The sequence below is a fragment of the Novosphingobium sp. 9 genome (assembly GCF_025340265.1).
Taxonomy (GTDB): Bacteria; Pseudomonadota; Alphaproteobacteria; order Sphingomonadales; family Sphingomonadaceae; genus Novosphingobium.
On the sequence record NZ_CP022707.1, the window covers coordinates 2,320,368 to 2,346,273 of the forward strand.

Annotated in this window: 27 protein-coding genes, 1 tRNA gene, 1 other RNA gene and 2 pseudogenes; 14 read left to right on the top strand and 17 right to left on the bottom strand. The window is 63.9% G+C overall.

Translation table 11 applies throughout. From position 1 onward, the window contains the following. Positions 1-9 precede the first annotated feature (9 nt). A complete protein-coding gene (locus tag CI805_RS11355; RefSeq protein WP_260923332.1) occupies positions 10-1,470 on the bottom strand; it encodes a leucyl aminopeptidase in 1,461 nt (486 codons plus the stop codon). 299 nt (positions 1,471-1,769) lie between these two features. Between CI805_RS11355 and CI805_RS11360 the strand changes: the two are divergent. The 6 genes and pseudogenes from CI805_RS11360 (at position 1,770) to CI805_RS11385 (ending at position 8,379) form a co-directional block, all read left to right on the top strand. Continuing rightward, positions 1,770-3,946: pseudogene (locus tag CI805_RS11360) on the top strand (LPS-assembly protein LptD). A 365-nt stretch (positions 3,947-4,311) separates the two neighbouring features. After that, positions 4,312-5,583: a peptidylprolyl isomerase gene (locus CI805_RS11365; protein ID WP_260927954.1), complete on the top strand. Its 1,272-nt coding sequence runs from the start codon at positions 4,312-4,314 to the stop codon at positions 5,581-5,583. Between the two features lie 22 nt (positions 5,584-5,605). Next, positions 5,606-6,634 carry a 4-hydroxythreonine-4-phosphate dehydrogenase PdxA gene (gene pdxA / locus CI805_RS11370; protein ID WP_260923333.1) on the top strand — a complete coding sequence of 343 codons (1,029 nt, stop codon included), beginning with the start codon at positions 5,606-5,608 and terminating at the stop codon, positions 6,632-6,634. A 19-nt stretch (positions 6,635-6,653) separates the two neighbouring features. Beyond that, on the top strand, positions 6,654-7,457 hold the full coding sequence (gene rsmA, locus CI805_RS11375; RefSeq protein WP_260923334.1) for a 16S rRNA (adenine(1518)-N(6)/adenine(1519)-N(6))-dimethyltransferase RsmA: 804 nt from the start codon (positions 6,654-6,656) through the stop codon (positions 7,455-7,457). Between the two features lie 76 nt (positions 7,458-7,533). Further along, complete coding sequence (locus CI805_RS11380; protein WP_260923339.1) at positions 7,534-7,704, top strand: hypothetical protein; 171 nt, start codon at positions 7,534-7,536, stop codon at positions 7,702-7,704. A gap of 375 nt (positions 7,705-8,079) precedes the next feature. Further along, a complete protein-coding gene (locus tag CI805_RS11385; protein WP_260923342.1) occupies positions 8,080-8,379 on the top strand; it encodes a hypothetical protein in 300 nt (99 codons plus the stop codon). 40 nt (positions 8,380-8,419) lie between these two features. On the opposite strand, the gene ssrA is transcribed toward CI805_RS11385, so the two are convergent. Both ssrA and mscL read right to left on the bottom strand, forming a co-directional pair. Then, positions 8,420-8,822, bottom strand: a transfer-messenger RNA (tmRNA) gene (gene ssrA, locus CI805_RS11390). A 56-nt stretch (positions 8,823-8,878) separates the two neighbouring features. After that, on the bottom strand, positions 8,879-9,352 hold the full coding sequence (gene mscL, locus CI805_RS11395; protein WP_260923343.1) for a large conductance mechanosensitive channel protein MscL: 474 nt from the start codon (positions 9,350-9,352) through the stop codon (positions 8,879-8,881). A gap of 260 nt (positions 9,353-9,612) precedes the next feature. Here mscL and CI805_RS11400 point away from each other — a divergent pair, with 260 nt between their 5' ends. Genes CI805_RS11400 through CI805_RS11415 form a run of 4 tightly spaced genes read left to right on the top strand, consistent with a single transcriptional unit; the run spans position 9,613 to position 12,354 of the window. After that, the gene (locus CI805_RS11400; protein WP_260923344.1) at positions 9,613-10,218 is read left to right on the top strand and encodes a LemA family protein; all 606 of its coding nucleotides are present in this window, start codon (positions 9,613-9,615) and stop codon (positions 10,216-10,218) included. Positions 10,219-10,222: 4 nt separating this feature from the next. Continuing rightward, the gene (locus CI805_RS11405; protein WP_260923350.1) at positions 10,223-11,083 is read left to right on the top strand and encodes a TPM domain-containing protein; all 861 of its coding nucleotides are present in this window, start codon (positions 10,223-10,225) and stop codon (positions 11,081-11,083) included. Between the two features lie 15 nt (positions 11,084-11,098). After that, positions 11,099-11,794 (top strand): TPM domain-containing protein, encoded by a 696-nt coding sequence (locus CI805_RS11410; protein WP_260923358.1) that lies wholly within the window; start codon positions 11,099-11,101, stop codon positions 11,792-11,794. Beyond that, on the top strand, positions 11,791-12,354 hold the full coding sequence (locus tag CI805_RS11415; protein ID WP_260923361.1) for an NUDIX hydrolase: 564 nt from the start codon (positions 11,791-11,793) through the stop codon (positions 12,352-12,354). Before CI805_RS11410 ends, CI805_RS11415 begins: the two co-directional genes overlap by 4 nt. Before the next feature lie 554 nt (positions 12,355-12,908). Here the strand turns inward: CI805_RS11415 and CI805_RS11425 are convergent. The 8 genes from CI805_RS11425 to CI805_RS11460 all read right to left on the bottom strand — a co-directional run bounded on the left by CI805_RS11425 (position 12,909) and on the right by CI805_RS11460 (position 19,142). Then, entirely contained in the window at positions 12,909-13,481 is a 573-nt protein-coding gene (locus CI805_RS11425) for a hypothetical protein (RefSeq protein ID WP_260923365.1), read from the bottom strand. A 279-nt stretch (positions 13,482-13,760) separates the two neighbouring features. Then, positions 13,761-14,942: a glycosyltransferase gene (locus tag CI805_RS11430; RefSeq protein WP_260923367.1), complete on the bottom strand. Its 1,182-nt coding sequence runs from the start codon at positions 14,940-14,942 to the stop codon at positions 13,761-13,763. Positions 14,943-14,992: 50 nt separating this feature from the next. Beyond that, the gene (gene leuB, locus CI805_RS11435) at positions 14,993-16,036 is read right to left on the bottom strand and encodes a 3-isopropylmalate dehydrogenase (RefSeq protein ID WP_260923369.1); all 1,044 of its coding nucleotides are present in this window, start codon (positions 16,034-16,036) and stop codon (positions 14,993-14,995) included. Between the two features lie 20 nt (positions 16,037-16,056). Then, on the bottom strand, positions 16,057-16,662 hold the full coding sequence (locus tag CI805_RS11440) for a DNA repair protein RecO (RefSeq protein ID WP_260923371.1): 606 nt from the start codon (positions 16,660-16,662) through the stop codon (positions 16,057-16,059). Between the two features lie 74 nt (positions 16,663-16,736). Then, complete coding sequence (locus CI805_RS11445; RefSeq protein WP_260923380.1) at positions 16,737-16,979, bottom strand: accessory factor UbiK family protein; 243 nt, start codon at positions 16,977-16,979, stop codon at positions 16,737-16,739. 144 nt (positions 16,980-17,123) lie between these two features. Next, complete coding sequence (locus CI805_RS11450; RefSeq protein ID WP_260923381.1) at positions 17,124-17,639, bottom strand: hypothetical protein; 516 nt, start codon at positions 17,637-17,639, stop codon at positions 17,124-17,126. Between the two features lie 10 nt (positions 17,640-17,649). Continuing rightward, complete coding sequence (locus CI805_RS11455; RefSeq protein WP_260923390.1) at positions 17,650-18,204, bottom strand: TspO/MBR family protein; 555 nt, start codon at positions 18,202-18,204, stop codon at positions 17,650-17,652. A 101-nt stretch (positions 18,205-18,305) separates the two neighbouring features. After that, positions 18,306-19,142 (bottom strand): TlyA family RNA methyltransferase, encoded by an 837-nt coding sequence (locus CI805_RS11460; RefSeq protein WP_409934891.1) that lies wholly within the window; start codon positions 19,140-19,142, stop codon positions 18,306-18,308. Positions 19,143-19,190: 48 nt separating this feature from the next. Here CI805_RS11460 and CI805_RS11465 point away from each other — a divergent pair, with 48 nt between their 5' ends. After that, on the top strand, positions 19,191-19,814 hold the full coding sequence (locus tag CI805_RS11465; protein WP_260923391.1) for a hypothetical protein: 624 nt from the start codon (positions 19,191-19,193) through the stop codon (positions 19,812-19,814). 581 nt (positions 19,815-20,395) lie between these two features. Here the strand turns inward: CI805_RS11465 and CI805_RS11470 are convergent. Beyond that, positions 20,396-20,809 carry a hypothetical protein gene (locus CI805_RS11470; RefSeq protein WP_260923392.1) on the bottom strand — a complete coding sequence of 138 codons (414 nt, stop codon included), beginning with the start codon at positions 20,807-20,809 and terminating at the stop codon, positions 20,396-20,398. A gap of 192 nt (positions 20,810-21,001) precedes the next feature. Here CI805_RS11470 and CI805_RS11475 point away from each other — a divergent pair, with 192 nt between their 5' ends. Further along, positions 21,002-22,102 carry a branched-chain amino acid aminotransferase gene (locus CI805_RS11475; protein WP_260923400.1) on the top strand — a complete coding sequence of 367 codons (1,101 nt, stop codon included), beginning with the start codon at positions 21,002-21,004 and terminating at the stop codon, positions 22,100-22,102. A 104-nt stretch (positions 22,103-22,206) separates the two neighbouring features. Here CI805_RS11475 and CI805_RS11480 read toward each other — a convergent pair whose 3' ends face one another. Further along, the gene (locus tag CI805_RS11480; protein WP_260923402.1) at positions 22,207-22,545 is read right to left on the bottom strand and encodes a hypothetical protein; all 339 of its coding nucleotides are present in this window, start codon (positions 22,543-22,545) and stop codon (positions 22,207-22,209) included. A 212-nt stretch (positions 22,546-22,757) separates the two neighbouring features. Between CI805_RS11480 and yghU the strand changes: the two are divergent. After that, positions 22,758-23,608, top strand: a pseudogene (yghU, locus tag CI805_RS11485) (glutathione-dependent disulfide-bond oxidoreductase). Between the two features lie 112 nt (positions 23,609-23,720). Continuing rightward, positions 23,721-23,795 (top strand) — tRNA-Gln (locus CI805_RS11490). Positions 23,796-23,824: 29 nt separating this feature from the next. On the opposite strand, the gene CI805_RS11495 is transcribed toward CI805_RS11490, so the two are convergent. From CI805_RS11495 to CI805_RS11510, 4 genes are all read right to left on the bottom strand, one after another. Further along, positions 23,825-24,205, bottom strand: a complete 381-nt coding sequence (locus CI805_RS11495; RefSeq protein WP_260923404.1) for a hypothetical protein — start codon at positions 24,203-24,205, stop codon at positions 23,825-23,827. Between the two features lie 272 nt (positions 24,206-24,477). After that, a complete protein-coding gene (locus tag CI805_RS11500) occupies positions 24,478-24,696 on the bottom strand; it encodes a DNA cytosine methyltransferase (RefSeq protein ID WP_260923406.1) in 219 nt (72 codons plus the stop codon). 211 nt (positions 24,697-24,907) lie between these two features. Continuing rightward, complete coding sequence (locus tag CI805_RS11505) at positions 24,908-25,300, bottom strand: hypothetical protein (protein ID WP_260923409.1); 393 nt, start codon at positions 25,298-25,300, stop codon at positions 24,908-24,910. Positions 25,301-25,313: 13 nt separating this feature from the next. Continuing rightward, positions 25,314-25,904: a PD-(D/E)XK nuclease-like domain-containing protein gene (locus CI805_RS11510; RefSeq protein ID WP_260923412.1), complete on the bottom strand. Its 591-nt coding sequence runs from the start codon at positions 25,902-25,904 to the stop codon at positions 25,314-25,316. Positions 25,905-25,906 lie beyond the last annotated feature (2 nt).

Below are 25,906 nucleotides of genomic sequence, written 5' to 3' on the forward strand. Positions count from 1 at the left end.
CTGCAAGGCTCAGCCTTCCAGCGTGTCGCGGACCAGACGGTCGAGCAGGCGCACGCCGAAGCCCGAGGCGCCCTTGTCCCACGTCGCGCCGGGCTTGTCGGTCCACACCGTGCCCGCGATGTCGAGGTGCGCCCAGGGGGTGCCGTTCTCGATGAAGCGCTGGAGGAACTGCGCGGCGGTGATCGAACCGCCCCAGCGCGGGCCGACATTCTTGATGTCGGCGATCGGGCTGTCGATCATCTTGTCGTAGGCCGGGCCCATCGGCATGCGCCACAGACGGTCGCCCGAGGCATTGCCTGCCGCCGTCAGATCGGCGGCCAGCGTATCGTCGTTGGTGAACAGGCCTGCATATTCGTGCGCGAGGCTGAGGATGATCGCGCCGGTCAGCGTGGCGAGGTCGATGATGCGGGCGGGCTTGTACTCGCGCTGGACCCAGGTGAGCGCATCGCAGAGCACCAAACGGCCCTCGGCGTCGGTGTTGATGACCTCGATGGTCTGGCCCGACATCGAGGTGACGACATCACCGGGGCGCTGGGCATTGCCGTCGGGCATGTTCTCGACAAGGCCGCACACGCCCACGACGTTCGCCTTGGCGCCGCGCTTGGCGAGCGCGAGCATGGCACCCGCGACGGCACCCGCGCCGCCCATGTCCCACTTCATGTCTTCCATGCCGGCAGCGGGCTTGATCGAGATACCGCCGGTGTCGAAACACACGCCCTTGCCGACGAAGGCGACCGGAGCCTGCCCTTCGGCGCCGCCGTTCCACTCCATCACCAGAAGCTGCGCGGGCTTCACCGAGCCCTGCGCCACGCCCAGCAGCGCACCCATGCCGAGCGCGGTCATCTCTTCGACGCCGAGTACGCGAATCTTCAGGCCGGTGTCAGCCATACGCGCCTGACAGCGGGCGACGAAGCTTTCGGGATAGATGATGTTGGCAGGTTCGGTCACCAGTTCGCGGGTGAACGCCACGCCCTCTGCCAGCGCCGCTTCGCCCGACCACAGCGTTTCGGTGCCTTCGGGCGCGCCGATCACTTCGATGGTGGTGAGGCTGGGACGCGCGTCTTCGGGCAGCTTGGTACGATAGACATCATGGCGCCACGAACGCAGCGAGGCCGCGAGCACCGCGCGCGAGGCTTCCTCAGCCGTCAGACCGGCATCGGTGAAATCGAGCGCGAGCGACGTCTCGCCCGAAACGAGATAGCGCGCGACCACGGCGGCGGCGCCCTTTTCGGCGGCTTCGGCGCGATCTGCGGCATCGGCAGCACCAAGGCCCGCCAGCGCCACGCGCACGACCTTGCCCTCACGCTCGGCGAAACCTTCGAAGACCTGCCCCACCTTGCCCGCGAAGCGCGAACGGCGTGCGCCTTCGGCCAGCACCGGCTCGATGGCGGCAGGCAGTGCATCCTGATTCACGAGGCTGACGAGAAGACCGGCCGAAGGCGTGGCGGCATCGAGGAACTGGATATGCATGAAGACTCCTGAAAATCGCGAGCGGCCCCGGCGAACACGCATCGTTGTGCGCTTCACCGCAACTGCGGATTGCAGTTAGGCACGTGCGGTGCGATAGGCAACCCATGCTCCCTGCCGTGCCGACACCACGCCAAGCCCTTATCGTTCGTTCCGGGCTCCGTTCGCGATACTCCCTGCCGGGTAATCGCTTGCCCCTTTCGGGTAATCGTTTGCCTGCGCTGCGATCGCTGTCGCTTGGCGCGCTGGTCATCGGCCTGACGGCAGGCTTCGGCTCGACCGCTGCCTTTGCGCAGGATCTCATGCGCCCGGTGGAAAGCGGACCGATCCCCGGCCAGCCGCCTGCCCCGCCAGCGTCCACCGATCCCAATACGATTCCCGTCGCGTTCGAGGCGGACAACGTTCAGTACGACAAGAACGGCGATACGGTCACGGCCACCGGCAATGTCGTGCTGCGCCGTCAGGACCAGTCCGTCCGTGCCGACAAGGTGACGTGGAACCGCACCAACGGCAAGATTTTCGCCACCGGCAATGTCCGCATGGTCGATGAGAACGGCAATCAGGTCTACACCGACAGCGCCGAACTGACCGACGAGTTCAAGACCGGCGCGATGCAGAACCTGCTTCTCGCGCTGCGCGAAGGCGGCCGCCTTGCCGCGAACTCCGGCCAGCGCAACGCCAATGGCGATGTCACCCTGAACCGCGCCGCCTATACCGGCTGCGACGTGATCGGCGCCAACGGCTGCCCACGCCAGCCAACGTGGAAGATTCTCGCCGACAAGGTGACGTACAGCGAGACGATGCAGCGCGTCAGCTTCCACCACGCGCGGCTCGAACTGTTCAACGCCGTGCAGATCCCGATGTTCGGCGTGACGGTCAGCACCGACGGTGGGTCCGTCTCGGGCTTCCTGATGCCCAACGTGGGATCGAGCGCGTCGAACGGCCTGGCCGTCAGCAGTTCGTACTACTGGAAGATCGCGCCTGACAAGGACCTCACCACCACCGGTACGCTGTTCACCAACAGTGCGCCGATGGGCGAGCTGGAATATCGCCAGCTGACGAGCAAGGGCGCGTTCCAAATCACCGGCTACCTGACGTCGAGCAAACGCACCTCGATCGACGACATCACCACGCCCGACAGCGAGAACGCGCTGCGTGGCTATATCTTCGCCAACGGCAAGTTCCAGCTCGATCCGAACTGGAGCGTGACGTTCTCGCTGCGCCGGGCGACCGACCGCACGTTCCTGCGCCGCTACAACATCAGCGACGACGACCGCCTGCGCTCGATGGTCAATGTCGAGCGGATCGATCAGAACAGCTATCTGTCGATCGGCGCCTACGCCACGCAGACGATGATCGCCGACACTGCGCAAGGGCAGATCCCGGTCGCGCTGCCGGTCATCGATTATCGCCATCGCTTCAACGATCCGCTGCTGGGCGGCGTGTTCGAGACAGAACTCAACACGCTGGGCATCCAGCGCAGTCAGGGGCAGGACACCCAGCGCGCCTTCGCCAAGGCGCAATGGTCGCTGCGCAAGCTGACGCCGTGGGGCCAGGAAGTGATCTTCACCGGCCTCGTGCGCGGGGACGTCTATCACTCCAGCGACAACGATCTCAACGACACCGCGCTCTACGCCGGTTCGCCCGGCTGGGAGGGCCGTGTCGTGGCGACTGCGGCGGTCGATGTGAAATGGCCGCTGGTCGGTGCGGTCTGGGGCGGCACGCAGGTCTTCACGCCACGCATCCAGCTGGTGGCGACACCCAAGACCAAGAACCTCTCGATCCCCGACGAGGATTCGCGTTCGATCGAGCTGGAAGACGACAACCTGTTCTCGCTCAACCGCTACCCGGCTATGACCGGGTGGAAGACGGCGTGCGGCTGACTTACGGATTCGACTGGCAGTTCGAGCGACCGCGCTGGAAGATCAAGACCAATATCGGCCAGTCGGTGCGGCTGACGCGGGACACCAGCGGCATGCCGCAGGGAACGGGCTTCAGCGGCACGCTTTCCGATATCGTGGGGCGCACCGAAATCCGCTATCGCGACTTCGTCAGCCTCATTCACCGCTTCCGTCTCGACAAGGACACGATGGCGGTGCGCCGCAACGAGATCGACGCCTCGGTCGGCTCGACAAAGACGTATCTCGAAGTCGGCTACACCAAGCTCGATCGCAATATCGACGAAACGATCGAGGATCTGCAGGACCGCGAGGAAGTTCGCGTCGCCGCGCGCGCGGCCTTCCACCGCTACTGGTCGATGTTCGGCTCGACGGTCATCAACCTGACCAACAGCGCGGACGATCCGACATATGGCTCGAACGGCTTCCAGCCGCTGCGCACGCGCATGGGCGTCGCCTACGAGGATGACTGCATGCAGATCGCCCTCACCTGGCGACGCAACTACATCACCAACGGCGACGCCAAACGCGGCGACTCCTTCATGGTCAGCTTCGCGCTGAAGAATTTGGGGAATCGCTGATCGGACCGCGAAGCACGCGCCGCAGGTCGGCGCACCATTGGCAGCCTTGCGCAAAGGCGCTATCCGCTATGCTCATTTTGCGTTAAGCCGCCGCGCGGCACGATTTTCACACGCCATGTCCGGCTGCGGGGCGCGGGTTCCCCAAGCGGTCGAAGCGGCAGGATTAACGGATTTCAGGCCCCGGCAACCTTCATGTCAGGTTCGGGCGGGTCGAAGACGGGATTGATTAAACGGTGCAAGCATTCACTCGCAGCAGGTTCCTGAAGCACGCGCTCGCCTATGCCGCTCTCGGCAGCACGGTCGCCGGTCCGCTCCTGGCGCCTGTCGCCGCCGTCGCCCAGGCCCAGCAGGACGACGATCAGGACATGCAGCCCGCCGCTTCCGCGCAGGGCGAGATCGTCATTCCCAGTGACGTGAAGATCTTCGGCAATGACAACCCCAACGTGCGCCGCGCAACCGCCGTGGTGAACGGCGATGTCATCACCGGCACCGATGTGGACCAGCGCCTCGCGCTGATCGTGGCGGCCAACCAGGGCAAGATCCAGCCCGAGGAAATGAACCGCCTGCGCATGCAGATTCTGCGCAACCTGATCGACGAAACGCTCGAGATCCAGGAAGCCAAGGCCAACGACGTCACCGTCGACAAGGCCGACATCGACCAGACCTACAACCGCGTCGCCACCCAGAACTTCGGGCAGGACAGCGATGCGATGGATGCATACCTCAAGCGCATCGGCTCCGCCCCCTCCTCGCTCAAGCGCCAGATCGAGGGCGAAATGGCCTGGCAGCGCCTGCTGCAGCAGAAGGTCGCGCCTTTCGTGAACGTCTCGGAAGACGAAGTGAACGAAGTGATCGCCCGCCTGAAGGCTTCGAAGGGCACGGACGAATACCGCATCGGCGAAATCTACCTTTCGGCAAACCCTGATAACGCCGAGCAGGTTCACCAGAACGCCACGCAGATCATGGACCAGCTCAAGAAGGGCGGCAGCTTCGTCGCCTATGCGCGCCAGTACTCGCAGGCCTCGACGGCAGCAGTCGGCGGCGATCTGGGCTGGATCCACCTCGCCCAGTTGCCGCAGGTCCTGGCCGATACCGCCAAGACCATGCAGCCCGGCCAGATGGTCGGCCCGGTCGAAGTGCCCGGCGGCTTTGACATCCTCTATCTGATCGACAAGCGCCAGGTGCTCACGGCCGACCCGCGCGATGCGGTGCTGGCCCTCAAGCAGATCTCGATCACCTTCCCCAAGGGGACGACCGAGCAGCAGGCCTCGGACAAGGCGAAGACCTTCTCGGACGCGATCCACACAGCCAAGGGCTGCGGCGCGGTCGACAAGGTGGCCGCTTCGATCGGTGCAACGGTCGTCGCCAACGATCAGGTCAAGGCGCGCGATCTGCCCGCCTCGCTGCAAGACACCGTGCTCAAGATGCAGGTCGGCGAAGTCTCGCCCCCTTTCGGCTCGTTGCAGGATGGCGTCCGAATGCTGATGCTCTGCGGTCGTGACGATCCGCAGCAGGCTGACGACGAAGGCCCGAACTTCGAGCAGCTGCAGTCGCAGATGGAAGACGACCGCATCGGCAAGCGTGCGCAGCTGTACCTGCGCGACCTTCGCCGCGACGCGGTGATCGAGTACAACTGAGCCGACGAAAGGCGCTGACGCCATGGCAGGAGCACCCTCGCCCGAGCAGCCCATCGCGGTCTCGCTCGGCGATCCGGCCGGCGTCGGCCCGGAACTGATCGCGGCCGCCTGGGCCGCGCGTGAAGAGCAAGGCCTTGCGCCGTTCTTCGCGGTAGGCGGCGCCGAAGTGTTGCGCGCCGCCGCGGCCTCGCGCAGGATCGATCTGCCCGTTGTTCTCATCGACAGCCCCGCGCAGGCGCCTGCCGCGTTCGGCACGGCGCTGCCCGTACTGGGAAGCCTCGACGGAGCCTATCGCCCCGGTAAGCCGGACGAGGACGGGGCTCGCCTCGCCCTCGCCTCTCTCAGCCAAGCGGCGCGGCTGACCGTTGCCGGTGAGGCTGGTGCGATCGTCACTGGCCCCATCGCCAAGTCACACCTTGCCAAAGTCGGCTTCACCCAGCCGGGCCAGACCGAATTCGTGGCCGATGCCAGCGGCGTTGCGCACAGCGATGCGGTGATGATGCTGGCCGGGCCGAACCTGCGCACCGTGCCGCTGACCGTCCACTGCGCGCTGAGCGAAGTCTTCGCCCGGATCACCCATGACCTTATCCTGCGCCGCACCCGCGTCGTGGCCGCAGCGCTCGCCCGCGATTTCGGCCTTGAGCGCCCGCGCATCGCCATTACCGGCCTCAACCCGCACGCGGGCGAGGACGGACGCATGGGGCGCGAGGAGATCGAGATCATCGCCCCTGCCATCGCCGCCCTGCGCGCCGAGGGGCTCGACGTCAGCGGCCCGCGTCCTGCCGACGCCCTGTTCGCCGCACACGAGCGCAAAGGCTACGACGTGGCGCTGTGCATGTACCATGATCAGGCGCTGATCCCGATCAAGACGCTGGACTTCGACGCGGGCGTTAACGTCACGCTCGGCCTGCCAATCGTGCGGACCTCGCCCGATCACGGCACGGCGTTCGGCATCGCCGGACAGAACATCGCCAGCCCCGGCGCCATGATCGCGGCACTGCGGATGGCGGGCGAATGCGCCGCCCGTCGCGCCGGAGCGCTCGCCTCGTGACCGCTCCCAAGCTCCCCCCTTGCGCGAAGTCATTGCCAGGCATGGCCTTTCGGCCAGCAAGGCCCTCGGCCAGAACTTCCTGTTCGACGAGCAACTGCTCGATCGCATCGCCGCTATTCCCGGCAGCCTGAACGGCGCGAACGTCCTTGAGGTCGGCCCTGGCCCCGGTGGCCTGACCCGCGCGCTGCTGCGCGCAGGTGCGAATGTCACCGCGATCGAGATGGACCGCCGCTGCCTGCCCGCGCTGGCGGAACTGGAAGAGGCCTTCCCCGGCCAGCTTAAAGTGATCGAGGGCGATGCGATGAAGATCGCGCCCGAAACGCTGTTCGAGGGCCCGTGGCATGTCGTCGCCAACCTGCCCTACAACGTCGGCACCGCGCTGTTCATCGGCTGGCTCGGCGGCGAGGCGTGGCCCCCGCAGTGGCAATCGCTGACGCTGATGTTCCAGGAGGAAGTCGCCCGGCGCATCGTCGCCGAGCCGGATACTTCCGCCTATGGCCGCCTTGCCGTGCTGGCACAGTGGCGGTCACATGCGCGTCTGGCGATGAAGGTCCACCGCAGCGCCTTCACGCCGCCGCCCAAGGTGATGTCGGCCATCGTCCATGTCGTGCCCGGCGACGCGCCCGAAGGCGTTTCGATGCGGGTGCTGGCGCGCGTGACCGAAGCCGCCTTCGGCCAGCGCCGCAAGATGCTGCGCCAGAGCCTGAAAGGCGTTCCCGGCGCGCTGGAGGCGCTGGAGACGCTCGGCATCGACCCACAGCGCCGCGCCGAGACGCTCTCGGTCACCGAATTCGTCAGCATCGCCCGCGTCCTGACGCGCTGATCCCGAACGGTTTTACGCAGGACGGATCTCGCCGGGAAGGTCATGTCATCATAGCGATCAAGACAGGGAGACTGCCATGAGCTTCTGGATTGCAATCGGCGCTGGCGCCGCGATCATCAGCGCCGTAGCGCCTGCCTCCGCACCTGCGGACGGCCTTAAGGCCGCCCAGGCGCCCTCTCCGGCCTACATCGCGCCAGTAAAATCGGCCGCCTCGGATAACCACCTCAGCGTAGATGCCGCACCGTAAACACCGAAAGCCGGAGCATTGACGCTCATGGCAGTAGACATGCGCGTGGACCAGTGCAGGGTGATGATGATTTCCCGCGGCCAGTATCTTGCCGAACCGGCACCGAACAACGGCAGCGCCCGGTTCTTCCTCGATCGCTGAGGCTCGCCGCCGCGCGGGAACTTCGCCGCCGTTCAAACGCTGTTTCTTTGGGGAAGCGACGCCTTCCGGGAGATAGCGCCACATGGCCGGAAACGCTTGCGAGAACCTGTCCCGAAATCCGACACCCTGTGTCGACCCGGTTTACACCCTCATCCCTTCACGCCATCTCTTCTTGCGTAAATTGCGCAATTGGCATGGGACTTGCTTCGCAGGCCGGGCAGCAAGAGGATGACGATGCTCCGCAAGATTGCCCGCCTGTTCACGATCAAGACCCGCTGGGAAGCGTGCATGATCATCTACGCCTTGGCTCTCGGCGCGACCGAGCGCGGGACCGTCTATATTGCGCGTTTTCCGGGTTTCGGCGGCAAGCTGCTGTTCCTCGCCTGCATGGGCTCGGTCGTGCTTGCAGGCGCCAAGGTGTTCGATTGCCTGAAATACGAAAAGGCCGAGCGCGAACGCCTCGCCCCGGCTCCTGCCGCGCTCGCCGGTAACGACAACGATGCGCGCAGCCGTAAGGACGCCCGCGAAGCCTGAAGCTGCACAGTTCGCGGGCTGAACCACCTCTATCTGGAACGGTGGGGCGATTCTGTTGCAAGGCTCGCCCCCAGCCCCTGGAATCCCTTCTGTTACCCGGTGGGTCCAACCGTGTTCTGGCTTTGTAAAGTCAGGCCGTTAGGCCCTAGAATTACGCAGCGAGAGCAAGTGCTTCGTTGTCGTTGGCACTTATGAGTTTTGAGCCTTTAACGGGTTACTCAGCCCGGACGAAAACACCGCTTTTGAACACACGTCGATCCTAGTTCGGCCCCGTCATCACCCCTGCGACAACAGGGAGTCTCCGTGAACGAAGACGGGTGATGGTGGAGCCGCCGGGTACCGCCCCCGGGTCCGCTGCATCTATTACTCGGCACAATTTATCGTCATAGCCGGTCGAAACCGGCAAGGGTCCATATAGGGAACTCGCGCCAAAAGAAAAGGGCGAGACCGCATGGCCCCGCCCTTCCCTGTTGATGATGCCCGAAGGGGCAGGAAGCGATCAGGCTTCCCCGCGTCCCTTGCGCAGTTCCTCAAGGATTTCCTTGAGCGCTTCGAGCTGCGGATCGACGGTCGCTGCCGCCGGTGCCGCTGCGGCCTCTTCCGCTTCCTGCTTCTTGGCCGATTCGACCAGCTTGTTGACCGAGCGGACCAGCAGAAACAGCACGAAGCCGATGATCAGGAAGTTGATCACCTGCGTGATGAACATGCCATAGCCGATCATCGGCACGCCTGCGGTCTTGAGCGCGTCATAGTCGGTCGCCTTGGACTGCAGTTCCGGCGGGATCGAGCCCAGCAGGATATAGAAGCGCGAAAAATCGATGGTGCCGAAGATCGCGCCGATCACCGGCATGATCACGTTTTCGGTCAGCGAGGTCACGATCTTGCCGAAGGCCGCGCCCAGCATCACACCGACCGCCAGATCGAGCACATTGCCGCGCGCAATGAACTTCTTGAATTCGTCAAACAGAGCCACGCCGTTTCTCCCCTGGCATGTAATATATGGGCTGATACGGAAACGACCCTGCCACAGCCGCAGGACCGCCTCAATTCTTTGTTCACTATCGCGCATTGGCCGCAGGCTTGCGGACAGCCCCGCTACATCGAGCCGCGATAGTTACGAAGCATTGCCCGCAGGCAATCCGGCAGCGATCCCGCTTGAACGCGCCCCGCCGCTTGCTATCTATCGCAGCAGGGATGGGGTTGTTCCCCATTCGAACAAAAGGATTCCTGTTCATGAGCCTGTCCGCTGCCGCCCGCCGGGGCCGCGTCGTCGTCGTTTCGCTGGCGCTGTTCGCACTCGCCGCCTGCGGCTTCAACTCGGTGCCGACCAAGCAGGAAGCCGCCAAGGCCAAGTGGGCCGATGTCGAGGCGGCCTTCCAGGAACGCGCCAACCTCGTGCCCAACCTCGCCGCCGTCGCCAAGGGCGCGGCCGAGCAAGAAAAGTCGATCCTCGTCGGTGTGACCGAGGCGCGCGCCAAGGCCACCTCGATCAACCTCACTGCCGACGATCTGAACGATCCGGCCAAGATGCAGGCCTTCCAGCAGGCGCAGGCGAACCTGGGCCAGGGCATTTCCCGCCTGCTCGCCAGCGTCGAGGCCTATCCCGACATCAAGTCGAACACCAATTACCAGATGCTCCAGAGCCAGCTTGAGGGGCAGGAGAACCGCATCCGTATCGCCATCCGCGACTACAACGCCTCGGTTCAGGACTACAACACCACCGTCCGCACTTTCCCGACGATGATTGGCGCGCGCCTGCGCGGTGCCTCGACGATGGTGCCCTACAAGGCGGTGACGCCGGGTGCCGACGTCGCGCCGAGCCTCGAAGGCAAGATCTGATCCGGTGAAGCACCTGCGCGCGCTTGCCGCGCTTTTCCTGCTGCTGCTTGTGGGTCTGTCCGCGCCATCGGCGTGGGCAGACGCCGCTGCCAGCGGTCCGCAGTTTCCCAAGCTGACCGGCCGCGTCGTCGACGATGCGCATATCCTGCCTGCCGACGAAGTTGCGCGGCTGGACCAGAAGCTGGCCGCGCTCGAACAGCAGTCGAACCGCCAGCTGGTGGTGGCGACCGTCTCCAGCCTGCAGGGCTACGAGATTTCGGACTATGGCTATCAGCTGGGGCGCAGCTGGGGCATCGGCCAGAAGGGACAGGACAACGGGGCCATCCTCCTTGTCGCCCCCAACGAGCGCAAGGTGCGAATCGAGGTCGGCTACGGCATGGAGCCGATCCTTACCGACGGCCTGACCTTCCTCATCATCAACCAGCAGATCCTGCCGCGCTTCAAGGCCGGCGACATGCCCGGCGGGATCGAGGCCGGGACCGACGCGCTCATCAAGCAGATGACGCTCCCGCCAGAGGAAGCGCAGAAGGTCGCCGCACAAGCGCAGAAATCGCATCAGCAGAGCGCTGGCGACGGTGTTTCGCTGGGCACTGTGATCTTCATCCTGTTCATCCTGTTCTTCGTCGCCCTGCCGATTCTCAACGAGTTGCGCGCTCGTGGCCGCCGCAGCCGCATGGGTGGCGGATTGGGTGGGGGGCCGATCATCTGGATGCCCCCGCTGGGCGGCTGGGATGACGATGACGATGATCGCGGAGGCGGCGGTTTCGGTGGCTTTGGCGGCGGTGGATTTGGCGGCGGCGATGGTGGCGGCTTCTCGGGCGGCGGCGGCAGCTTCGGCGGCGGCGGTTCGAGCGGCAGCTGGTAAAGGGAACCGGGGGCAATGACCAAGACCACATCCGCGCCATCGCGCCTGACCGACGCCGACCGCCAGCGCGTGGCCGACGCAGTCGCCGCGGCCGAACTGAAAAGCTCGGGCGAGATCGTCACGATCCTGGCCGAGCGTTCCGACGGCTATACCGACGTCGCGCTCAGCTGGGCGGCGGGCGTCGCCTTCCTCGCGCTCTGGGGGCTGGCGCTGGCGCCGGACTTCTACTTGCGCCTCTATGACCGGCTGTTTGCCGACTGGGGCCATGAATGGACCCCGCACTCGGTGCTGATGGTCGCGCTGTTCGTCTGCGGCTTCAAGTTCGCAGGCATGATGCTGATCCAGATGTGGGCGCCCTTGCGCTACTGGCTGATCCCCGGAGCGGTGAAGAGCGCCCGCGTGCGGGATCGTGCTCTGCGCGCCTTCCGCATTGCCGCCGACCAGCGAACCGCAGGCAAGACCGGCGTGCTGATCTACCTCTCCATGCGCGAGCACCGCGCCGAGATCGTCGCCGACCGCGCGATCGCCGCCAAAGTAGCCCCAGAAGTCTGGGGCAGCGCGATGAGCGCCCTGCTCTCGCATGTCCGCGAAGGCCGCGTGGCCGAAGGCATGGCCGTCGCGGTCGAGCAGGTAGGCGATATCCTTGCCCCGCACTTCCCGCGCGCCGATGACGATATCAACGAACTTCCCGACAGGCTGATCGAAGTATGACCGAAACCAAGCTCCCCCTCGATGCCGAGGTCCCGCGCGAGACGATGTGGCAGGGCAAGTTCATCGCCGCCTACACGCAGGGGCGTTGGGAATATGTCGGTCGCGCGCGCGGCATTCGCGCTGCGGTGATCCTTGCAGTGGACGAGGATGAAAGCGGAGAGCGCCACGTCATCCTCGTCGACCAGTATCGCGTGCCACTGGGCCGCCGCTGCCTCGAACTGCCCGCCGGGCTCGTCGGGGATACGGCAGGCAGCGAGGGTGAGGACGCCGCCAAGGCCGCCGCGCGCGAACTGGAGGAAGAAACCGGCTACCGCGCCGCGCGCATGGAGAACCTGGGCGAATTCTACTCCTCGCCCGGCATGGTCAGCGAAAGCTTCACCCTGTTCCGCGCCCACGGCCTCGAAAAGGTCGGCGCAGGCGGCGGGGTCGAGGACGAGGATATCCGCGTCCACCGCGCCCCCCTCGCCAGCATCAGCCAGACCATCGCCGACTTTCGCGAGGCAGGCTACGCGATGGACGTGAAGCTGCTGATGGCGCTGGGCGCCGCTCTGCTCGGCTGACGCGCTTGGGCACGAAGACCAGTTGGAGCGTCTGCCAGCGCAAGACCCGTTATGCGAGCGAGGCTGACGCCCTCGCCGTGGCCGAACGCGCGCCCTTCCCCTTGCGCCCCTATCGCTGTGCGCTGTGTCGCCAATACCACCTCACCAGCCGCACCAAGGGTATAAAACTCCCAGCCTTCGAGGCAGCGCGACGCAATCAGCGAGGCTCCGGAAGCTAGGCGCCCACGGTGGTCGTTTCCAGTCTGGCTTGCCCCGCCAGAGAGCGAACTGACCGAATATATCACCGATCTGCGATGGGTGGTGAGCAACCGTCGCGTTGGCCCACCCCGCTGCGACTCTGCAAGTCTCGTCCCCCCCCGGCAAGCGACAGGGGAATCCGTCGCGCACCGTTTTGCCCTCCCGCCTGCGGGAAGGCCGAAAGGCTTGGGAACGCAGAGACCTAACCGGACGGGGCCCCAGTGCAACTTCTGTTATGGGTGGTGAACGGACGGCCTGCTTTAGGGCGCACGTTAGGCTATAGAGGACATCAACTCCCAGCAGATAGGTTGTCCGCCTTAATATGGATTTGCATTGACGTTACCCGGAAGCGATAACCAATGAACTAAATCTGCCCGATATTCTTGGTCCTTTTCGTTTAACGCTGCGAACCCCTGATCCATATCGACATTGAAAAATACTTCTGCAAAGCGGCCGTTTTCGACACCGTCTTCCAAGAAGAGCTTCATATGAACAACCTCATTATTGATTAATGATGGATTTGAATTGATACCAACAGCGAAGCATTCAATGCTATTTGCAAAAATCCACCCCTGATCAATTCCATCGCTTTTCTTTTTTAGTATTCTTTGGAGAAAACCCCTTGTTTCTTGTGGCGCTGGGATGCCATATTCTTTTGCTAGAAGGCCCAGCAGTCGATCACTTTCGACGCCGCGTGAATGAAGGGTGACAGTTCCCCAAAAGCTGTGGAATGCATTTTCACCATCCCCATCGACTTGCTCTCGCCATCCAGAAACCGGGATCGTCGCGCCGAATCCAATAGGCTCATAAGCGGTTGCATCTGCTCGGAAAGCTAGGTGCCAACACGCGCTAGCTTCATCATATTCCTTGCCGATAATTTCAAAGGTCATGTCGCACATTGGCGGAAAGCCGTCCCCGACTTCTTCAACATGGCAAAATACATAGACCATTGGGTTCTCACGCCATTCATTTTGGCTTGGTTCTGTCTGCTTTCAGACCATCGTGCAAGATAGAGAAATGTCTGTAACGGGGCGCTTGCGGACACTGCCTCCCTGGTCATTCCTATGAAGCCACAACTGGCGAATGCACATGCAGAAGATGCGAAAAGGCCCGCGAAACCATCCGGTTGCGCGGGCCTTTTCGTCAGATGATCGGCAGGGAACGCCGGGTCAGTACTTGCCCCAGACGAACTTGGACGACAGCGCGAAGTTCCACACCGCGCCCAGCACGATGCCGGTCACGACCGCGATGGCCGAGTGGATGCCAATGGTCTTGAGCACGGCCGCCGAACCAACGTTCGTCAGCAGGCCCAGCGAGCAGGCCACGGCGAACTGCGCCCAGCCACGCAGCACCGGGCCAAAGCCGCGCAGGCGCTTGTCGGAATAGGTCAGTTCGTTATTCAACACGAAGTTGAAGGTCATCGCCACCAGCGCCGCAATCGCGTTGGCAACGTTGAAGGTCGTGCTTTCCGACCAGTTGCCGATCACGAAACGCACGCCGAACACGAAGTGCAGCAGCACCCACAGCGCGGCGACCTGAACCACCACGCCCATCGCGCCCACCGTGCCGAACAGCGCGAAGCGCGTCGGGATGATGCGTCCGAGCCACTTGTCGTAAAGGCCAACGAGGAATTCGAACACGACGGTCTGGTCCAGCTTGCTCTCGCCTTCCGCGCGGGCGGCGAAGTTCATGGGAAATTCCTTGACCCGCAGCGGCGTGTCAACGGTGGCGAGAATATCGAGAAGGATCTTGAAGCCCACGCCCGAAAGGCGATGCGCATCGGCACGCAGTATCTTGGCGGGGATCAGGAAGAAGCCGCTCATCGGGTCGGTCAGTTCGACACCCGTCACCTTGTTGGCGATCTTGTTGGCGAAGCCCGAGGCCTTCACGCGGTCGGGGCGGCCCCACTCCTCGGTGCTCGCACCTTCCGCGAAGCGCGAGGCATAGGCGAGGTCGTACTCGCCTGAGTTCACCGCCGCCAGCATGCCGCGCAGCAGCGCCGGATCGTGCTGGTGATCGGCATCCATCACTGCGACGAAGGGCGCGCTGGTGGCGCACATGCCCTCGATCGCGGCGCTGGCAAGGCCCCGGCGACCGATGCGCTGGATGCAGCGCACGCGCGTGTCTTCCTGCGCGATGCGGCGCACCTCGTCGGCAGTGCCGTCGGGGCTGTTGTCGTCGACGTAGATCACTTCCCACGCGATGCCTGCCAGTGCCTTGTCGATCCGCTCGACCATCGTGGCGATGTTCTTGCGCTCGTTATAGGTCGGCAGGACGATGGCGAGTTCGAGCGGGCGCAGGTCTGCCTGCGGCGCAGTATCGAGAGCGATGTGTGTACCGGTGATGGTCATGCGTAGGGTGTCTTAAAATCTAAACCTGAAAATTCCGTCAGCGATCGCTCTTACAGGCGTTCGAGCACGGCGTCACCGATTTCGCGCGTTCCGTGGCTGCCGCCCAGATCGCCGCCCTTGATGCCATCGGCCAACGTCGCCGCGACCGCGGCCTCGATGCGCAGCGCCTCGACCTCAAGGCCCAGCGAGTGGCGCAGCAGCATGGCCGCCGAGAGGATCGTCGCCATCGGGTTGGCAAGGCCCTTACCCGCGATGTCCGGCGCCGAACCGTGGATCGGCTCGTAAAGGCCAAAGCTGCCTTCCGCGAGACTGGCCGAGGCCAGCAGGCCGATCGAACCCACGCACATGCTGGCCTGATCGGAGAGGATATCACCGAACAGGTTGCCCGTGACGATCACGTCGAAGGCGCCGGGGTTCTTCACCAGCTGCATCGCCGCGTTATCGACATACATGTGGGTCAGCTCGACCTCGGGGTATTCCGCCGAGACCTCGATCATCACGTCGCGCCAGAGCTGCGAGGTTTCCAGCACATTGGCCTTGTCGACCGAGCACAGCTTCTTGCCACGCGTCAGCGCCGCCTTGAAGCCCGCGTGTGCGATGCGGCGCACTTCGTCCTCGGCGTAGGACATCATGTCCCAGCCCTGACGGCGGCCGTCTTCGAGCGTGCGGGTGCCCTTCTCGCCGAAGTACACGTCGCCATTCAACTCGCGCACGATGAGGAGGTCGATCGAGGCCGACACTTCAGGACGCAGCGAGGACAGGTCTTCCAGCCCCTTGAACACCTGCGCGGGGCGCAGGTTCGCGAACAGACCCAGTTCCTTGCGCAGACCCAGAACGGCCTGCTCGGGACGCAGCGCACGCTCCAGATGATCGAGCGCGAAATCGCCAACCGCGCCGAACAGGATCGCATCGGCCGAGCGCGCTATCTCCAGCGTTGCAGCGGGAAGCGGGTGGCCGTGCTTGTGATAGGCCGCACCGCCGACATCGCCCTCGACGAGTTCGAGACCCGGAAGATCAAGCGCCTTGAGCACCCGAACAGCCTGTTCAGTCACTTCGGGGCCAATTCCGTCGCCTGCAAAAACCGCGATACGCATGATGTCCGCTTCCTCGTCTTTCAACCGCTGATACGCGCCAGCCGCTCGCGCAGCAAAGCGCGGGCCGCCATAGCGTCTTGGCGGCGATCGGCAAGCGGATAGCGCGAAAGCTGGGTGCCCAGCCTATCGAAAACCGCCAGCATCGCCTCCCAGTCGTCGTCTTCCGGGCGGCTGACCGGCACGCCATAGCCCAGTTCGCGCAGCATCAGCACTTCGTAGGAAAGCAGCGCGATCAGCCATCCGCGTGCTGAGGGGGCCAGACATACCGCATCGAGCAGCGCATCGAGCGCAGGAGGCAGCGCCGGATACGGCTGGCGCTCGGGCAAGGCGGCGGCGGTCAGCGTCGTCACCCAGCCGATCGCGGCGGCGGGCAGCGGCTCGGTCAGCCAGGGCGCGCGGCTTTGCACTAGTTCCAGCCGCGCAAAAGGCAGCTGGCTTTCGGTGCGCGAGCGGATGTCCGCCTCCACCCGGTTTCCGGGGATCAGCACGGGCCGCAATTCGCGCCCGCGCCCGCCTGCGACATAGGCCGCGACCAGTCCCGCCTCAACGGTCAGCAGACGGACGATCGAGGCTGTCTCCCCATGTGCGCGCACGGCGCAGACCAGCGCGGTGGTGCGAAGCTGCACGTCTCAGACACCCCAAACGACGAACGCGCCGGAAGGCCCGACGCGCTCACGGAAATCGAAATGGGGGTTTAGGATCAACCTTTAGCTTCGAGCACGGCGATGCGCGCCTTCAGATCCTCGACCTCGGCGCGCGAGGAAGCGGCCATTTCCTTCACTGCCTCGAATTCCTCGCGGCTGACGAAGTCCATGTCGCCCAGCATCTCGCGGAACCGCTCGCGCGCCGAATCGCGCGCTTCGCGGGTCATGCCGGCCAGGGTGCCGGCGGCGCTGTTCATCATCTTGACGACATCGGCGATGAAAGGGTTTTCGCTCTGCATGGCGCCTAGATGGCGGCTTGTGCGCGTTATCGCAAGAGGGAGTTACATCTCGTCTCCCTCCCCACTCGTCGTCCCAGCGGAAGCTGGGACCGCTCTCGATGAAGCGCCCTGCCCACCGCAATCCCAGCCTGCGCTGGGGTGACGTTATGGAGAACCCGTCACCCCACCTTGACTGTCCTTGGTCGTTGGAGCCTTGCAGGCGCTGGCGGGGACTAATGTGATATTCTTCGCGCTCAATACCTCTTCGCGCGTATCATCGCCTGCCCCAATGGTCGCCGTTCCCTTGAAGGTCGCCGGGATTTCGCCACCCGGCCATTTGATGTCGTCCTGCTGGACCGGCGCATACATCGTGATGAGCAAAAGATTTTGCAGTTCACCCCCGCTCGTTTCCATAAGCCAGCTTGTGCCCAGACTTCCCTCCCCTTTTATCACACCGTCCGGGGTAAGACTCCCGCCCGCCGTGATCGTCCAACCCTCCGGAATATGGCAGACTGCGTTCACCGTCACACCCCAAGTATCGAACGAGAAGCTGTTGAGCTGATCCGTCCCGGTAAGCCCCAGCTTATCGATGGAAAGAAGATAGGTCTGCGGATGATCGACTTCTGCTGGCGCATTCGCCAGCAACAGGAGAGGTAACAGGAAACGCAGCGCGCCGGGCATCCCCTCCCCCTCAGATCTCGATCCGCTGCACTGCGCCTGAGCCTTGCGCGCCGTCCTGTCCGGGGTTCGCCTGAAGGAAGGCGTAATTCAGATACGTCGCGAACAGAATCCACGCGAGGTAGGGCACCAGCAGCAGCGCGGCAGGGCGACGCACGCGCCAGAAGGCGGCGATGGTGACGATCACCGCGAGGTCGAGCAGGCTGATCACCACCAGCCCGGCATGCATCTTGTGCGCGCCGAAGAACACCGGCGACCACGCAAGGTTGAGCACCAGTTGCACGCCGAAGAACACCAGCGCCAACCCACGCCCACGCGCGCCTCTGGCAGCACCAACCATCGCGGCGGCCAGGCCCATCATCACGTAGAGCAGCGACCAGACAATCGGGAACACCAGCGGCGCAGGGTAAACCGAAGGCTTCACCAGCGCGGCGAACCACGGGTTGTCCGGCCCGCTTACCGAGGCGCGTCTTGAGATGAAGCCGAGCAGGATCACCAGCGGCACGATCACCAGAGTCCAGCGCCAGAAACTGGCCCGCAACTGACCGGGAGAGGCAATCGAGTGCATCGGCGTTTCGTACTCCGTGGCGCGAACCCTCCGAATCGGGAGGTTCGCTGGAACAGGGGACGGTTTGTGCAGGCTGTGTGCCGCTCGCGCAATCGCAAGGTTTATCCCGCATTTGCCTCGCCTTGAGGGGCACGAAGCGCGGAAATCAGGAACTCGACGTTGCCTTCAGGTCCCGTAATGGGACTCTCGACGATGCCCTGCACCTGCCAGCCGTCCGCTTCCAGCCAGTCGCGCACCTCGTTGCAGACGCGTTGGTGCAGCGCCGGATCGCGTACCACGCCGCCCTTGCCGACCTCGCCGCGCCCGACCTCGAACTGCGGCTTGATCAGCGCGACCAGACGGCAGTGCGGCGCAGCAAGGCGCAAGGGCACTTCCAGAACTTTGGACAGGCCGATGAAGCTGGCGTCGCAAACCACCCAGCCATAAGGCCGGTCGATCATCTCGGACGTCAGCACCCGCGCGCTGGTCTGCTCCATCACCGTGACGCGCGGGTCCTGCCGCAGTTTCCATGCCAGCTGGTTGGTGCCCGAATCGACCGCGAAGACATGCGCAGCGCCGTTCGTCAGCAGCACATCGGTAAAGCCGCCGGTCGAACTGCCAACGTCCATGGCAACGGCATTCTTCGGATCGAGACCGAAGTGCGCGATGGCATGAGCAAGCTTCAGCCCCCCACGCGATACCCAGGGATGATCACGCCCACGCACCTCCAGCGGCGCATCGCCACGCAGCGACTGGCCGGGCTTGGCGATCTTGGTCTCGCCCGAGAAGACCAGCCCCGCCAGCACCAGCGCCTGTGCCCGCGTGCGGCTTTCGGCATGGCCTCTGTCCACCAGCATCTGATCGACGCGCTGCTTGGCGGCGGGCTTTTCGGGCGCCTTGCGGGCGGCATCCGCCTCGGCAGGCGTTGGGGCAGATTGGGGCTGGTGTGGGTCGGTCATCGGCAAAGGGCCCTTGTGATAGGCGGCGCCTCATTCCATACCGAGGGGATGAAGGCAAATCCGGCCCGCCCCGTTATCCGCGCTCTCCGCCCCCAAGACAACCGCGCGCCCACGACACCGCGCCGTACAATTCTTGCGGCAGGCGCCGCCCTGACCTCCCTGCTGGCAGCAGCGTGCGTACCGCAGGCCGAGGCGCCCGGCGGAGGCCATCACGGTCATCACCTGCCCCCGCGCCCCGCGCCGCAATATATGCCGACCTCGCCTTCTGCACCTGCCGCTCCCGTTTCACAGGACTGGCGAGATGCCCCGCGCACCATGGGCGACTGGACATGGGGACCGGTCAGCGGCGGCACGCGCGCCAGCTATGGCGATCTATCAGGTGGAAGCCTATTTTCGCTGACCTGCAACCGCGCCGCCCGCGCAGTGGTGCTGATGCGCACCTCCTCGATAACCACGCCTGCAACCATGCAGATCACCACGACCTACGGCGCGCGCAGCTTCACCGCGAGCCCGGTGCCCGGCGGACTTGCCATCACGCTGGCGGCAAACGATCCGCAGCTCGATGCCATGGCCTTCAGCCGCGGCCGCTTCGCGGTGTTCACCAGCGGCGCCCCCACGCTCTACCTGCCCAGCTGGGCCGAGGTTGGCCGGGTGATCGAGGACTGCCGCTGAGAGCGGACGTTCTCGGTCGGTCCCGGCAGCGATTCTCTCGCGTCAATTGTGTAAAAGTGCGCAGGTAATTGGGAGAATTTGCGCCGTTTTCGTGCCTTTCGGGCACGCAGCGGGCCTTTGCCGAAACAACGGCGAAAAGGCTCCGATCCCTGCGCCGTTTCGCTGGGGATAACGGGCGGGAAGCAACGATATTGACCGCAAAAAACAGGATTACAAGTCTTGTGATGCACTGCGGAATGCGACACATTTTCCTCAAGACAACGGCCCCCGGTTTACGCGCCTGGGCGCAGCCGAAGTCCCAGCCGCAGCGATGCGGCGCCTATGGCTCAACAGCGCGAAAGGAGGTGATCCGATGTCTCATGGTTCAGCAGAGAGGTCGGCAATTTCCGTCGTGAGGCATTATCGCTGATACGCTCTTTTGAGCGCTTGCGATAAAGGTCTCACTGGCGGCACTTCCCGGCCGCTGACCATGCGAAGGGTCGTACCGAGATATCGGTGCGGCCCTTCTCAGTTATGGCCTTACGGAAAGGACGGCCTTGCGCAGGTTTAGTGCGTTTCAGCTGTCGCCGCGAACACAGCCTTCAGAACGGCAAATCAACCAGATTCGGCGCCACCCAGTCACGCCGGGCGAGCGGCGAAAACAGCCGCCCCCGGCTCCAGTGCATCAGCAGCCAATCGGAACGCCCCAGCGATGACGCCATGATTTCGGCAAGCACATCAGCGAGTTGTCGATCATCGAGCCATGCTTTCGCCGCGCGCAGCGAGGCCAGGGTAATCGTGTGATGATAGCCCGAACTGTCGGTGTTCGCCGTTCCCGTCGCTTCGTTGTACGCGCGGATAATGGCGCGCAAAGCGGCAGGCTCGGAAGACTCGGGACGATGGCGCAGCAACCACAGCACGGCCGCAAAATGCGCCTCATGCGTCCACTGCACCTTGGGCAGCGAGCGGTTGAGAAGGCCCAGAGCGGCAGATTCAATGGCAGTGTTGTCGAGCATTATCCATGCGCCTTGCCGCATCCACGAACCGCACGCCAGTGAGGCCATCGGAGCCCTCGCTTTTTCCGCAGTTTGCGTGGCTTGCACAAGGTGCTAAGAAAAATGCACGCGATGGAAAATTTCCATTACCTTGTCATTTAGGCAATTTTAGTTCACTGGGGCCGTCCCCCACCCGTTTCAAAGGACCCTTCGATGGCGACTCTCGCCGATACCGGCCTCGCATTCACCACCCTGCCCCATCCGGCTCCGGCCAGCGACGAGCAGCGCGCGGCGGTACTCGCCAACCCCGGTTTCGGCTCGCACTTCACCGATCACATGGTCGTCATCGAATGGAGCGAAGGCACCGGCTGGCATGACGCAACGCTCGGCCCGCGCGGCCCGCTGGCCCTCGATCCGGCCGCCGCCGTGCTTCATTATGCGCAGGAAATCTTTGAAGGTCTGAAAGCTTACGTGCAGGCCGATGGCAGCGTTTCGCTGTTCCGCCCCGAAGCGAACGCCCGCCGTTTCAACGACTCCGCCCGCCGCCTCGCCATGCCCGAGCTGCCCGAGGCGCTGTTCATCGAGGCGATCGAGCGACTGGTCCGCGCCGATCGCGGCTGGATTCCCGAAGGCGAAGGCGCCTCGCTTTATCTCCGCCCCTTCATGATCGCGACCGAAGCGTTCCTGGGCGTGCGTCCGGCCAAGAGCTACAAGTTCATCGTCATCGCCAGCCCGGCAGGCAACTACTTCAAATCCGGCTCACCCGCCGTCTCGATCTGGGTCAGCGACTATGTTCGCGCCGCGCCCGGCGGCACCGGCGCGGCCAAGTGCGGAGGCAACTACGCCGCCAGCCTCGTGCCGCAGGGTGAGGCCATCGCGCGCGGGCACGATCAGGTCGTGTTCCTCGATGCCGTAGAGCGCAAGTGGATCGAGGAACTGGGCGGCATGAACCTGTACTTCGTGTTTGCGGACGGCACTCTCCTGACCCCCGAACTGACCGGCACGATCCTGCCCGGCATCACGCGCGACAGCCTGCTCACACTGGCGCGCGAAGAAGGACTGCAGGTGATCGAAGGCCGGTATTCGATGGACGAATGGCGCGCCGATACTGCTTCCGGCAAGCTGCTGGAAACCTTCGCCTGCGGCACTGCCGCTGTGGTGACGCCGGTGGGCAAGGTCTGCGGCCATGACGGCGATTTCGAAATAGGCACGGGCGGCCCCGGTCAGCTCACCCAGAAGCTGAAGGCCCGTCTTGTCGCGATCCAGCGCGGCCAGGAAAGCGACACGCACGGCTGGGTCCGCAAGATCGCCTGAGCAGGCACCGCATCGACCGGATCTAAAAAAGGGCGCCGAAACCATAAGGGTTCGGCGCCCTTTTCATGCGCCGAATTTTCTTAGGCCTCTGTCGTTTCACGCCATCAATGAAACGGCCTTGGTGACGGGGAGAGCGGCTTACCTTGCGCAAGACCCTCACCACAGCGCAGAACCTGCAAGGCATGTGCATGCCCCAGCAGCAAATTCCGCAAGCGCTGCTCCTCCAGACCGTGCGCGGTGCGTGGCAGCAGATCGAGATAGGCCAGCGCCAGCGGCAGAAAAGCGCGCACGGCGACATCGAAATCCCGACACGCTTCAAGACTGGCCGCATCGCGCCGTGTCGCCCGCAAGTGCGCATCGTCGACAGCCCAGTATGCGACAAAAGGCTCCAGCGCGGAAAAACGGCGCGGCAACAGGGACGAAAACGCGGAAAGGCTCGACATGCAGACATGACCTCAGGGATGGATGTGCGACCGGGCGTTTCTGTGCCCTTGGGCGATGGCGCCTGCCGCCCTCCTTACCGGCACATCACTGATCCGCACCTGAAGATAACCTTAGGTATTTTCACTGGATTGATGATGGGTTCATCGGAGCCTTGTCGGGATGCAGACCGCTTCCTACTTCCCCTCGCGACCTTTCCTCGCAGGAGCTTGCCATGTCCGATCCCGTTTACACCCCGCCCAAAGTCTGGACCTGGGACAAGGCCAACGGGGGCCAATGGGCAACGCTCAATCGCCCCGTATCAGGTGCCACGCATGACAAGGACCTGCCGCGCGGCGAACACCCCTTCCAGTTGCACTCGCTCGGCACCCCAATGGCCAGAAGGTGACAATCCTGTTCGAGGAACTGCTCGACGCCGGATTCTCCGAGGCTGAGTATGACGCCTGGCTCGTATCAATTATGGATGGGGACCAATTCGGCAGCGATTTCGTTGCCATCAACCCGAATTCGAAAATTCCCGCCCTGCTCGACTGCTCGGGCGACAAACCCTTTCGCGTGTTCGAATCGGGCGCGATCCTGATGCATCTGGCAGAAAAGTTCGGCGCCTTCCTTCCCACGTCCGGCCCGGCACGCGCCGAATGCCTTTCCTGGCTGATGTGGCAGATGGGCAGCGCACCGATGATCGGCGGCGGCTTCGGGCACTTCTATGCCTATGCGCCCGAGAAATACGAGTACCCGATCAACCGCTACGCGATGGAGACCAAGCGCCTGCTCGACGTGGCCGACAAGCGCCTGGGCGATAGTGAATATCTGGCCGGCGCAGACTACACCATTGCCGACATGGCCGCCTACGGCTGGTTCTCGCGCATGGTGAATGGCGAGGCTTATGGCAATGCCGGTGAATTTCTGCAGATCAGCGAATATGCAAATCTCGTGCGCTGGTCGAACCAGCTTGGCCAGCGTCGCGGCGTGAAGCGCGGCTCGATCGTCAACCGCAAGGGTGAAGGCTTCATAGAAAACCGTCACAGCGCAGCGGATATCGACGCAATCCTCGGCACGAACTGATGCTTTGCAGCCGGTGCGGAGGAACGCCGCCGCACCGGCTGCGAAATGACTATTTTTCCTGCCGAGAGGCCTTTTCAGCCCGGTAATTTATCGCTAAGCGCCACTTCCCTGATGGGGCGTCGCCAAGTGGTAAGGCACCGGTTTTTGGTACCGGCATTCGCAGGTTCGAATCCTGCCGCCCCAGCCAAGGGTTTTTGCTGAGTCTCATGGTGTCAATCATCTGAGGCACTTTCCATTTTCAGCAGTTATGAGGCGGTGCGCCTCCAGTTTCGCCACGGCAGAATCACTCTGTGTGGCGGTCATGGCTTGATACCGCTCCAACATCTCGATCACTGTCTTGATGGTCCAACCAAGGATCGAAGCGATCTCCGAAGGGGTCGCTCCAGCATCGGCCCGCATGGTGCAGGCCGTCCCGCGCAGGTCGTGGAAATGAAGGCCCGACAGCTTTGCAGCCTTCGTCGCCTCACCCCATTTGTGCATGAAGTGGGTCGGTCGCGGATCGACTTTCCGCAGCTCACCCTTTGCCGTCGTCAGGATCGTCTTTGCCGTCCTGGGCATCGCGTCCAGCAAGGCACGAAGGCCGGAGTAGACCGGCATACGCGGCGTACTCCGCGATGATGTCGGCGACGGTGGTCGGGAGAGCAATGGCGTTCATGATGTCACCACCTCCCCCGCACTCGCCATCACATCGCCCACGGTATCCCAGGCAAGCGCCTCTGCGTCGGGAATGTCGCGGCCCGTGATGTTGCCGAGATCGAGCGCAATGCCATGACGGGTCAGCGCGTCGGCGCCGAGGTCATCGAGGCGTGCGCCCGGCTCGATAGGATTCCGCGCCAGTCCGGGCAGGTTGCTCTGGATTTAGGGGATGATCATGCGGCCATCCTCAGGTCTGAAATGCCTGGCTGGTTTGCGGCGACGAGCGCGCGGGCAACAGGCGGGCAAACGCTGTTCCCGATCGCGCTGATCTGCTCAGCGATCGTCAGGCGGCGCTCTACCCACTTGCCGCGCAGGAACTTGCGAACGATCGGGTCAAGCACGTAGGTTTCAGGGAAGCCCTGCGCCCGAGCCAGCTCGCGCGGCGTCAGCATGCGCAGGCCGATGTCAACGATGATGTAAGTCTTCGCATCGATCGTAACCGTTACGACGGCGAACCGAGCGCGGGTGGTGACGGTGTCCAGCGGGCGATCGACCGGCTGGATCTACGACGTCTCACCGTCGCCATCTGTGCCGTAGTACTTCACTAGGAATGCCGCAGTCTTCACGGCCCGGTCCATCATTTCCAGCGGCAGTGCTCCTTCCTCAAACCTCCTGACCGGTGTCCTTGAGCACGGCATATGCGGTCACGGAAAGGTTCTGAGGGTTTGATCGATCGATGCGCCAGTCGATCCGGCCATGGAAGATGCCGGAGCTATTGGCCCGCGCGATCATGTACTGCGTGGCAAACCCTGCCTTGCCGTTCACGACATGGATATTCTGCATCACGATCAGCGGGACTTCGCCCATGGCCTCCGCGAGCGTCAGCGCAATGTAGCAGTTGGCCAGCGCCTGCTCTGCGGTGCCCTTGCGCAGATGATCGGGCACAAGCGGAGAGGTAGCAAACATGCGTGCCTGCCGCCGACGAAGGGCGAAAACCTCGCCCTCGCGGCTCATGGGGGCGCTGGCGGGTTCGTGGGTCACAATCTGGGTAGCCATGGGGATTCCTTGCTCAGGCAGCGGCCGCGAAGGCCATTTCTTCGGGGGTCAGGTCGTCGATGCGCATGCGGGCCCATGTCGGCAAACCGACTTGTGCGGGCTCATCGGCGTATCCGGGCCAGCGGTTCTCGCGCAGGCAGTGGGCGAACAGGTTGATCGCGCGGCGGTTCAGCACCCTGCCCCGCTCAATGTCCTCGCCGGGCAGCTCGTAGAGAGCGACGCAATGCGGGGCATCCCGCTCGACCACGACATGGACCCAATGGGTCGGATAGTGGCCGTAGATCGCCTTGATGCCGTCCATGTAAAAGGCGGCACTCTGGTGATATCCGAAGTTGTGGATCGCCTTGGCGAAGCCTTCCGGGCTCGCATTGCTCTCGGCCACGAACTTGAGATCGGACACCACCATCATGGCGCGCTTGGTCAGGATGCTGTTCGGTCGGAAGTCGGGCCGGGCGCGTAGCCACACGCCAGTTTCCGGGTCCTGCCAGCACAGCGTTTCCTCTGTCACGCCATTGGTCAGCGTGGCCACCGCCAGATCGCTGCGACGGATCGCGGCAGCTACGGCCTCGATCGTTTCGGCCTGGTCGAAGGTCAGCACGGTCATGC

Coding starts and splice junctions, on each gene's coding strand:
- CI805_RS11410 (WP_260923358.1), top strand. CDS start 11,099: ATGACCAAGACCACATCCGCGCCATCGCGCCTGACCGACGCCGACCGC.
- CI805_RS11365 (WP_260927954.1), top strand. CDS start 4,312: ATGCAGCCCGCCGCTTCCGCGCAGGGCGAGATCGTCATTCCCAGTGAC.
- CI805_RS11500 (WP_260923406.1), bottom strand. CDS start 24,696: ATGCTGACGCCGCGCGAGCTGGCTCGGGCGCAGGGCTTCCCTGAAACC.
- CI805_RS11510 (WP_260923412.1), bottom strand. CDS start 25,904: ATGACCGTGCTGACCTTCGACCAGGCCGAAACGATCGAGGCCGTAGCT.
- CI805_RS11450 (WP_260923381.1), bottom strand. CDS start 17,639: ATGCCCGGCGCGCTGCGTTTCCTGTTACCTCTCCTGTTGCTGGCGAAT.
- CI805_RS11425 (WP_260923365.1), bottom strand. CDS start 13,481: ATGACCTTTGAAATTATCGGCAAGGAATATGATGAAGCTAGCGCGTGT.
- CI805_RS11465 (WP_260923391.1), top strand. CDS start 19,191: ATGAAGGCAAATCCGGCCCGCCCCGTTATCCGCGCTCTCCGCCCCCAA.
- CI805_RS11505 (WP_260923409.1), bottom strand. CDS start 25,300: ATGGCTACCCAGATTGTGACCCACGAACCCGCCAGCGCCCCCATGAGC.
- CI805_RS11460 (WP_409934891.1), bottom strand. CDS start 19,142: ATGACCGACCCACACCAGCCCCAATCTGCCCCAACGCCTGCCGAGGCG.
- CI805_RS11445 (WP_260923380.1), bottom strand. CDS start 16,979: ATGCAGAGCGAAAACCCTTTCATCGCCGATGTCGTCAAGATGATGAAC.
- CI805_RS11480 (WP_260923402.1), bottom strand. CDS start 22,545: ATGTCGAGCCTTTCCGCGTTTTCGTCCCTGTTGCCGCGCCGTTTTTCC.
- leuB (WP_260923369.1), bottom strand. CDS start 16,036: ATGCGTATCGCGGTTTTTGCAGGCGACGGAATTGGCCCCGAAGTGACT.
- CI805_RS11385 (WP_260923342.1), top strand. CDS start 8,080: ATGCTCCGCAAGATTGCCCGCCTGTTCACGATCAAGACCCGCTGGGAA.
- CI805_RS11355 (WP_260923332.1), bottom strand. CDS start 1,470: ATGCATATCCAGTTCCTCGATGCCGCCACGCCTTCGGCCGGTCTTCTC.
- CI805_RS11475 (WP_260923400.1), top strand. CDS start 21,002: ATGGCGACTCTCGCCGATACCGGCCTCGCATTCACCACCCTGCCCCAT.
- CI805_RS11380 (WP_260923339.1), top strand. CDS start 7,534: ATGAGCTTCTGGATTGCAATCGGCGCTGGCGCCGCGATCATCAGCGCC.
- CI805_RS11470 (WP_260923392.1), bottom strand. CDS start 20,809: ATGCTCGACAACACTGCCATTGAATCTGCCGCTCTGGGCCTTCTCAAC.
- pdxA (WP_260923333.1), top strand. CDS start 5,606: ATGGCAGGAGCACCCTCGCCCGAGCAGCCCATCGCGGTCTCGCTCGGC.
- CI805_RS11495 (WP_260923404.1), bottom strand. CDS start 24,205: ATGCCGGTCTACTCCGGCCTTCGTGCCTTGCTGGACGCGATGCCCAGG.
- CI805_RS11415 (WP_260923361.1), top strand. CDS start 11,791: ATGACCGAAACCAAGCTCCCCCTCGATGCCGAGGTCCCGCGCGAGACG.
- CI805_RS11455 (WP_260923390.1), bottom strand. CDS start 18,204: ATGCACTCGATTGCCTCTCCCGGTCAGTTGCGGGCCAGTTTCTGGCGC.
- CI805_RS11430 (WP_260923367.1), bottom strand. CDS start 14,942: ATGACCATCACCGGTACACACATCGCTCTCGATACTGCGCCGCAGGCA.
- CI805_RS11400 (WP_260923344.1), top strand. CDS start 9,613: ATGAGCCTGTCCGCTGCCGCCCGCCGGGGCCGCGTCGTCGTCGTTTCG.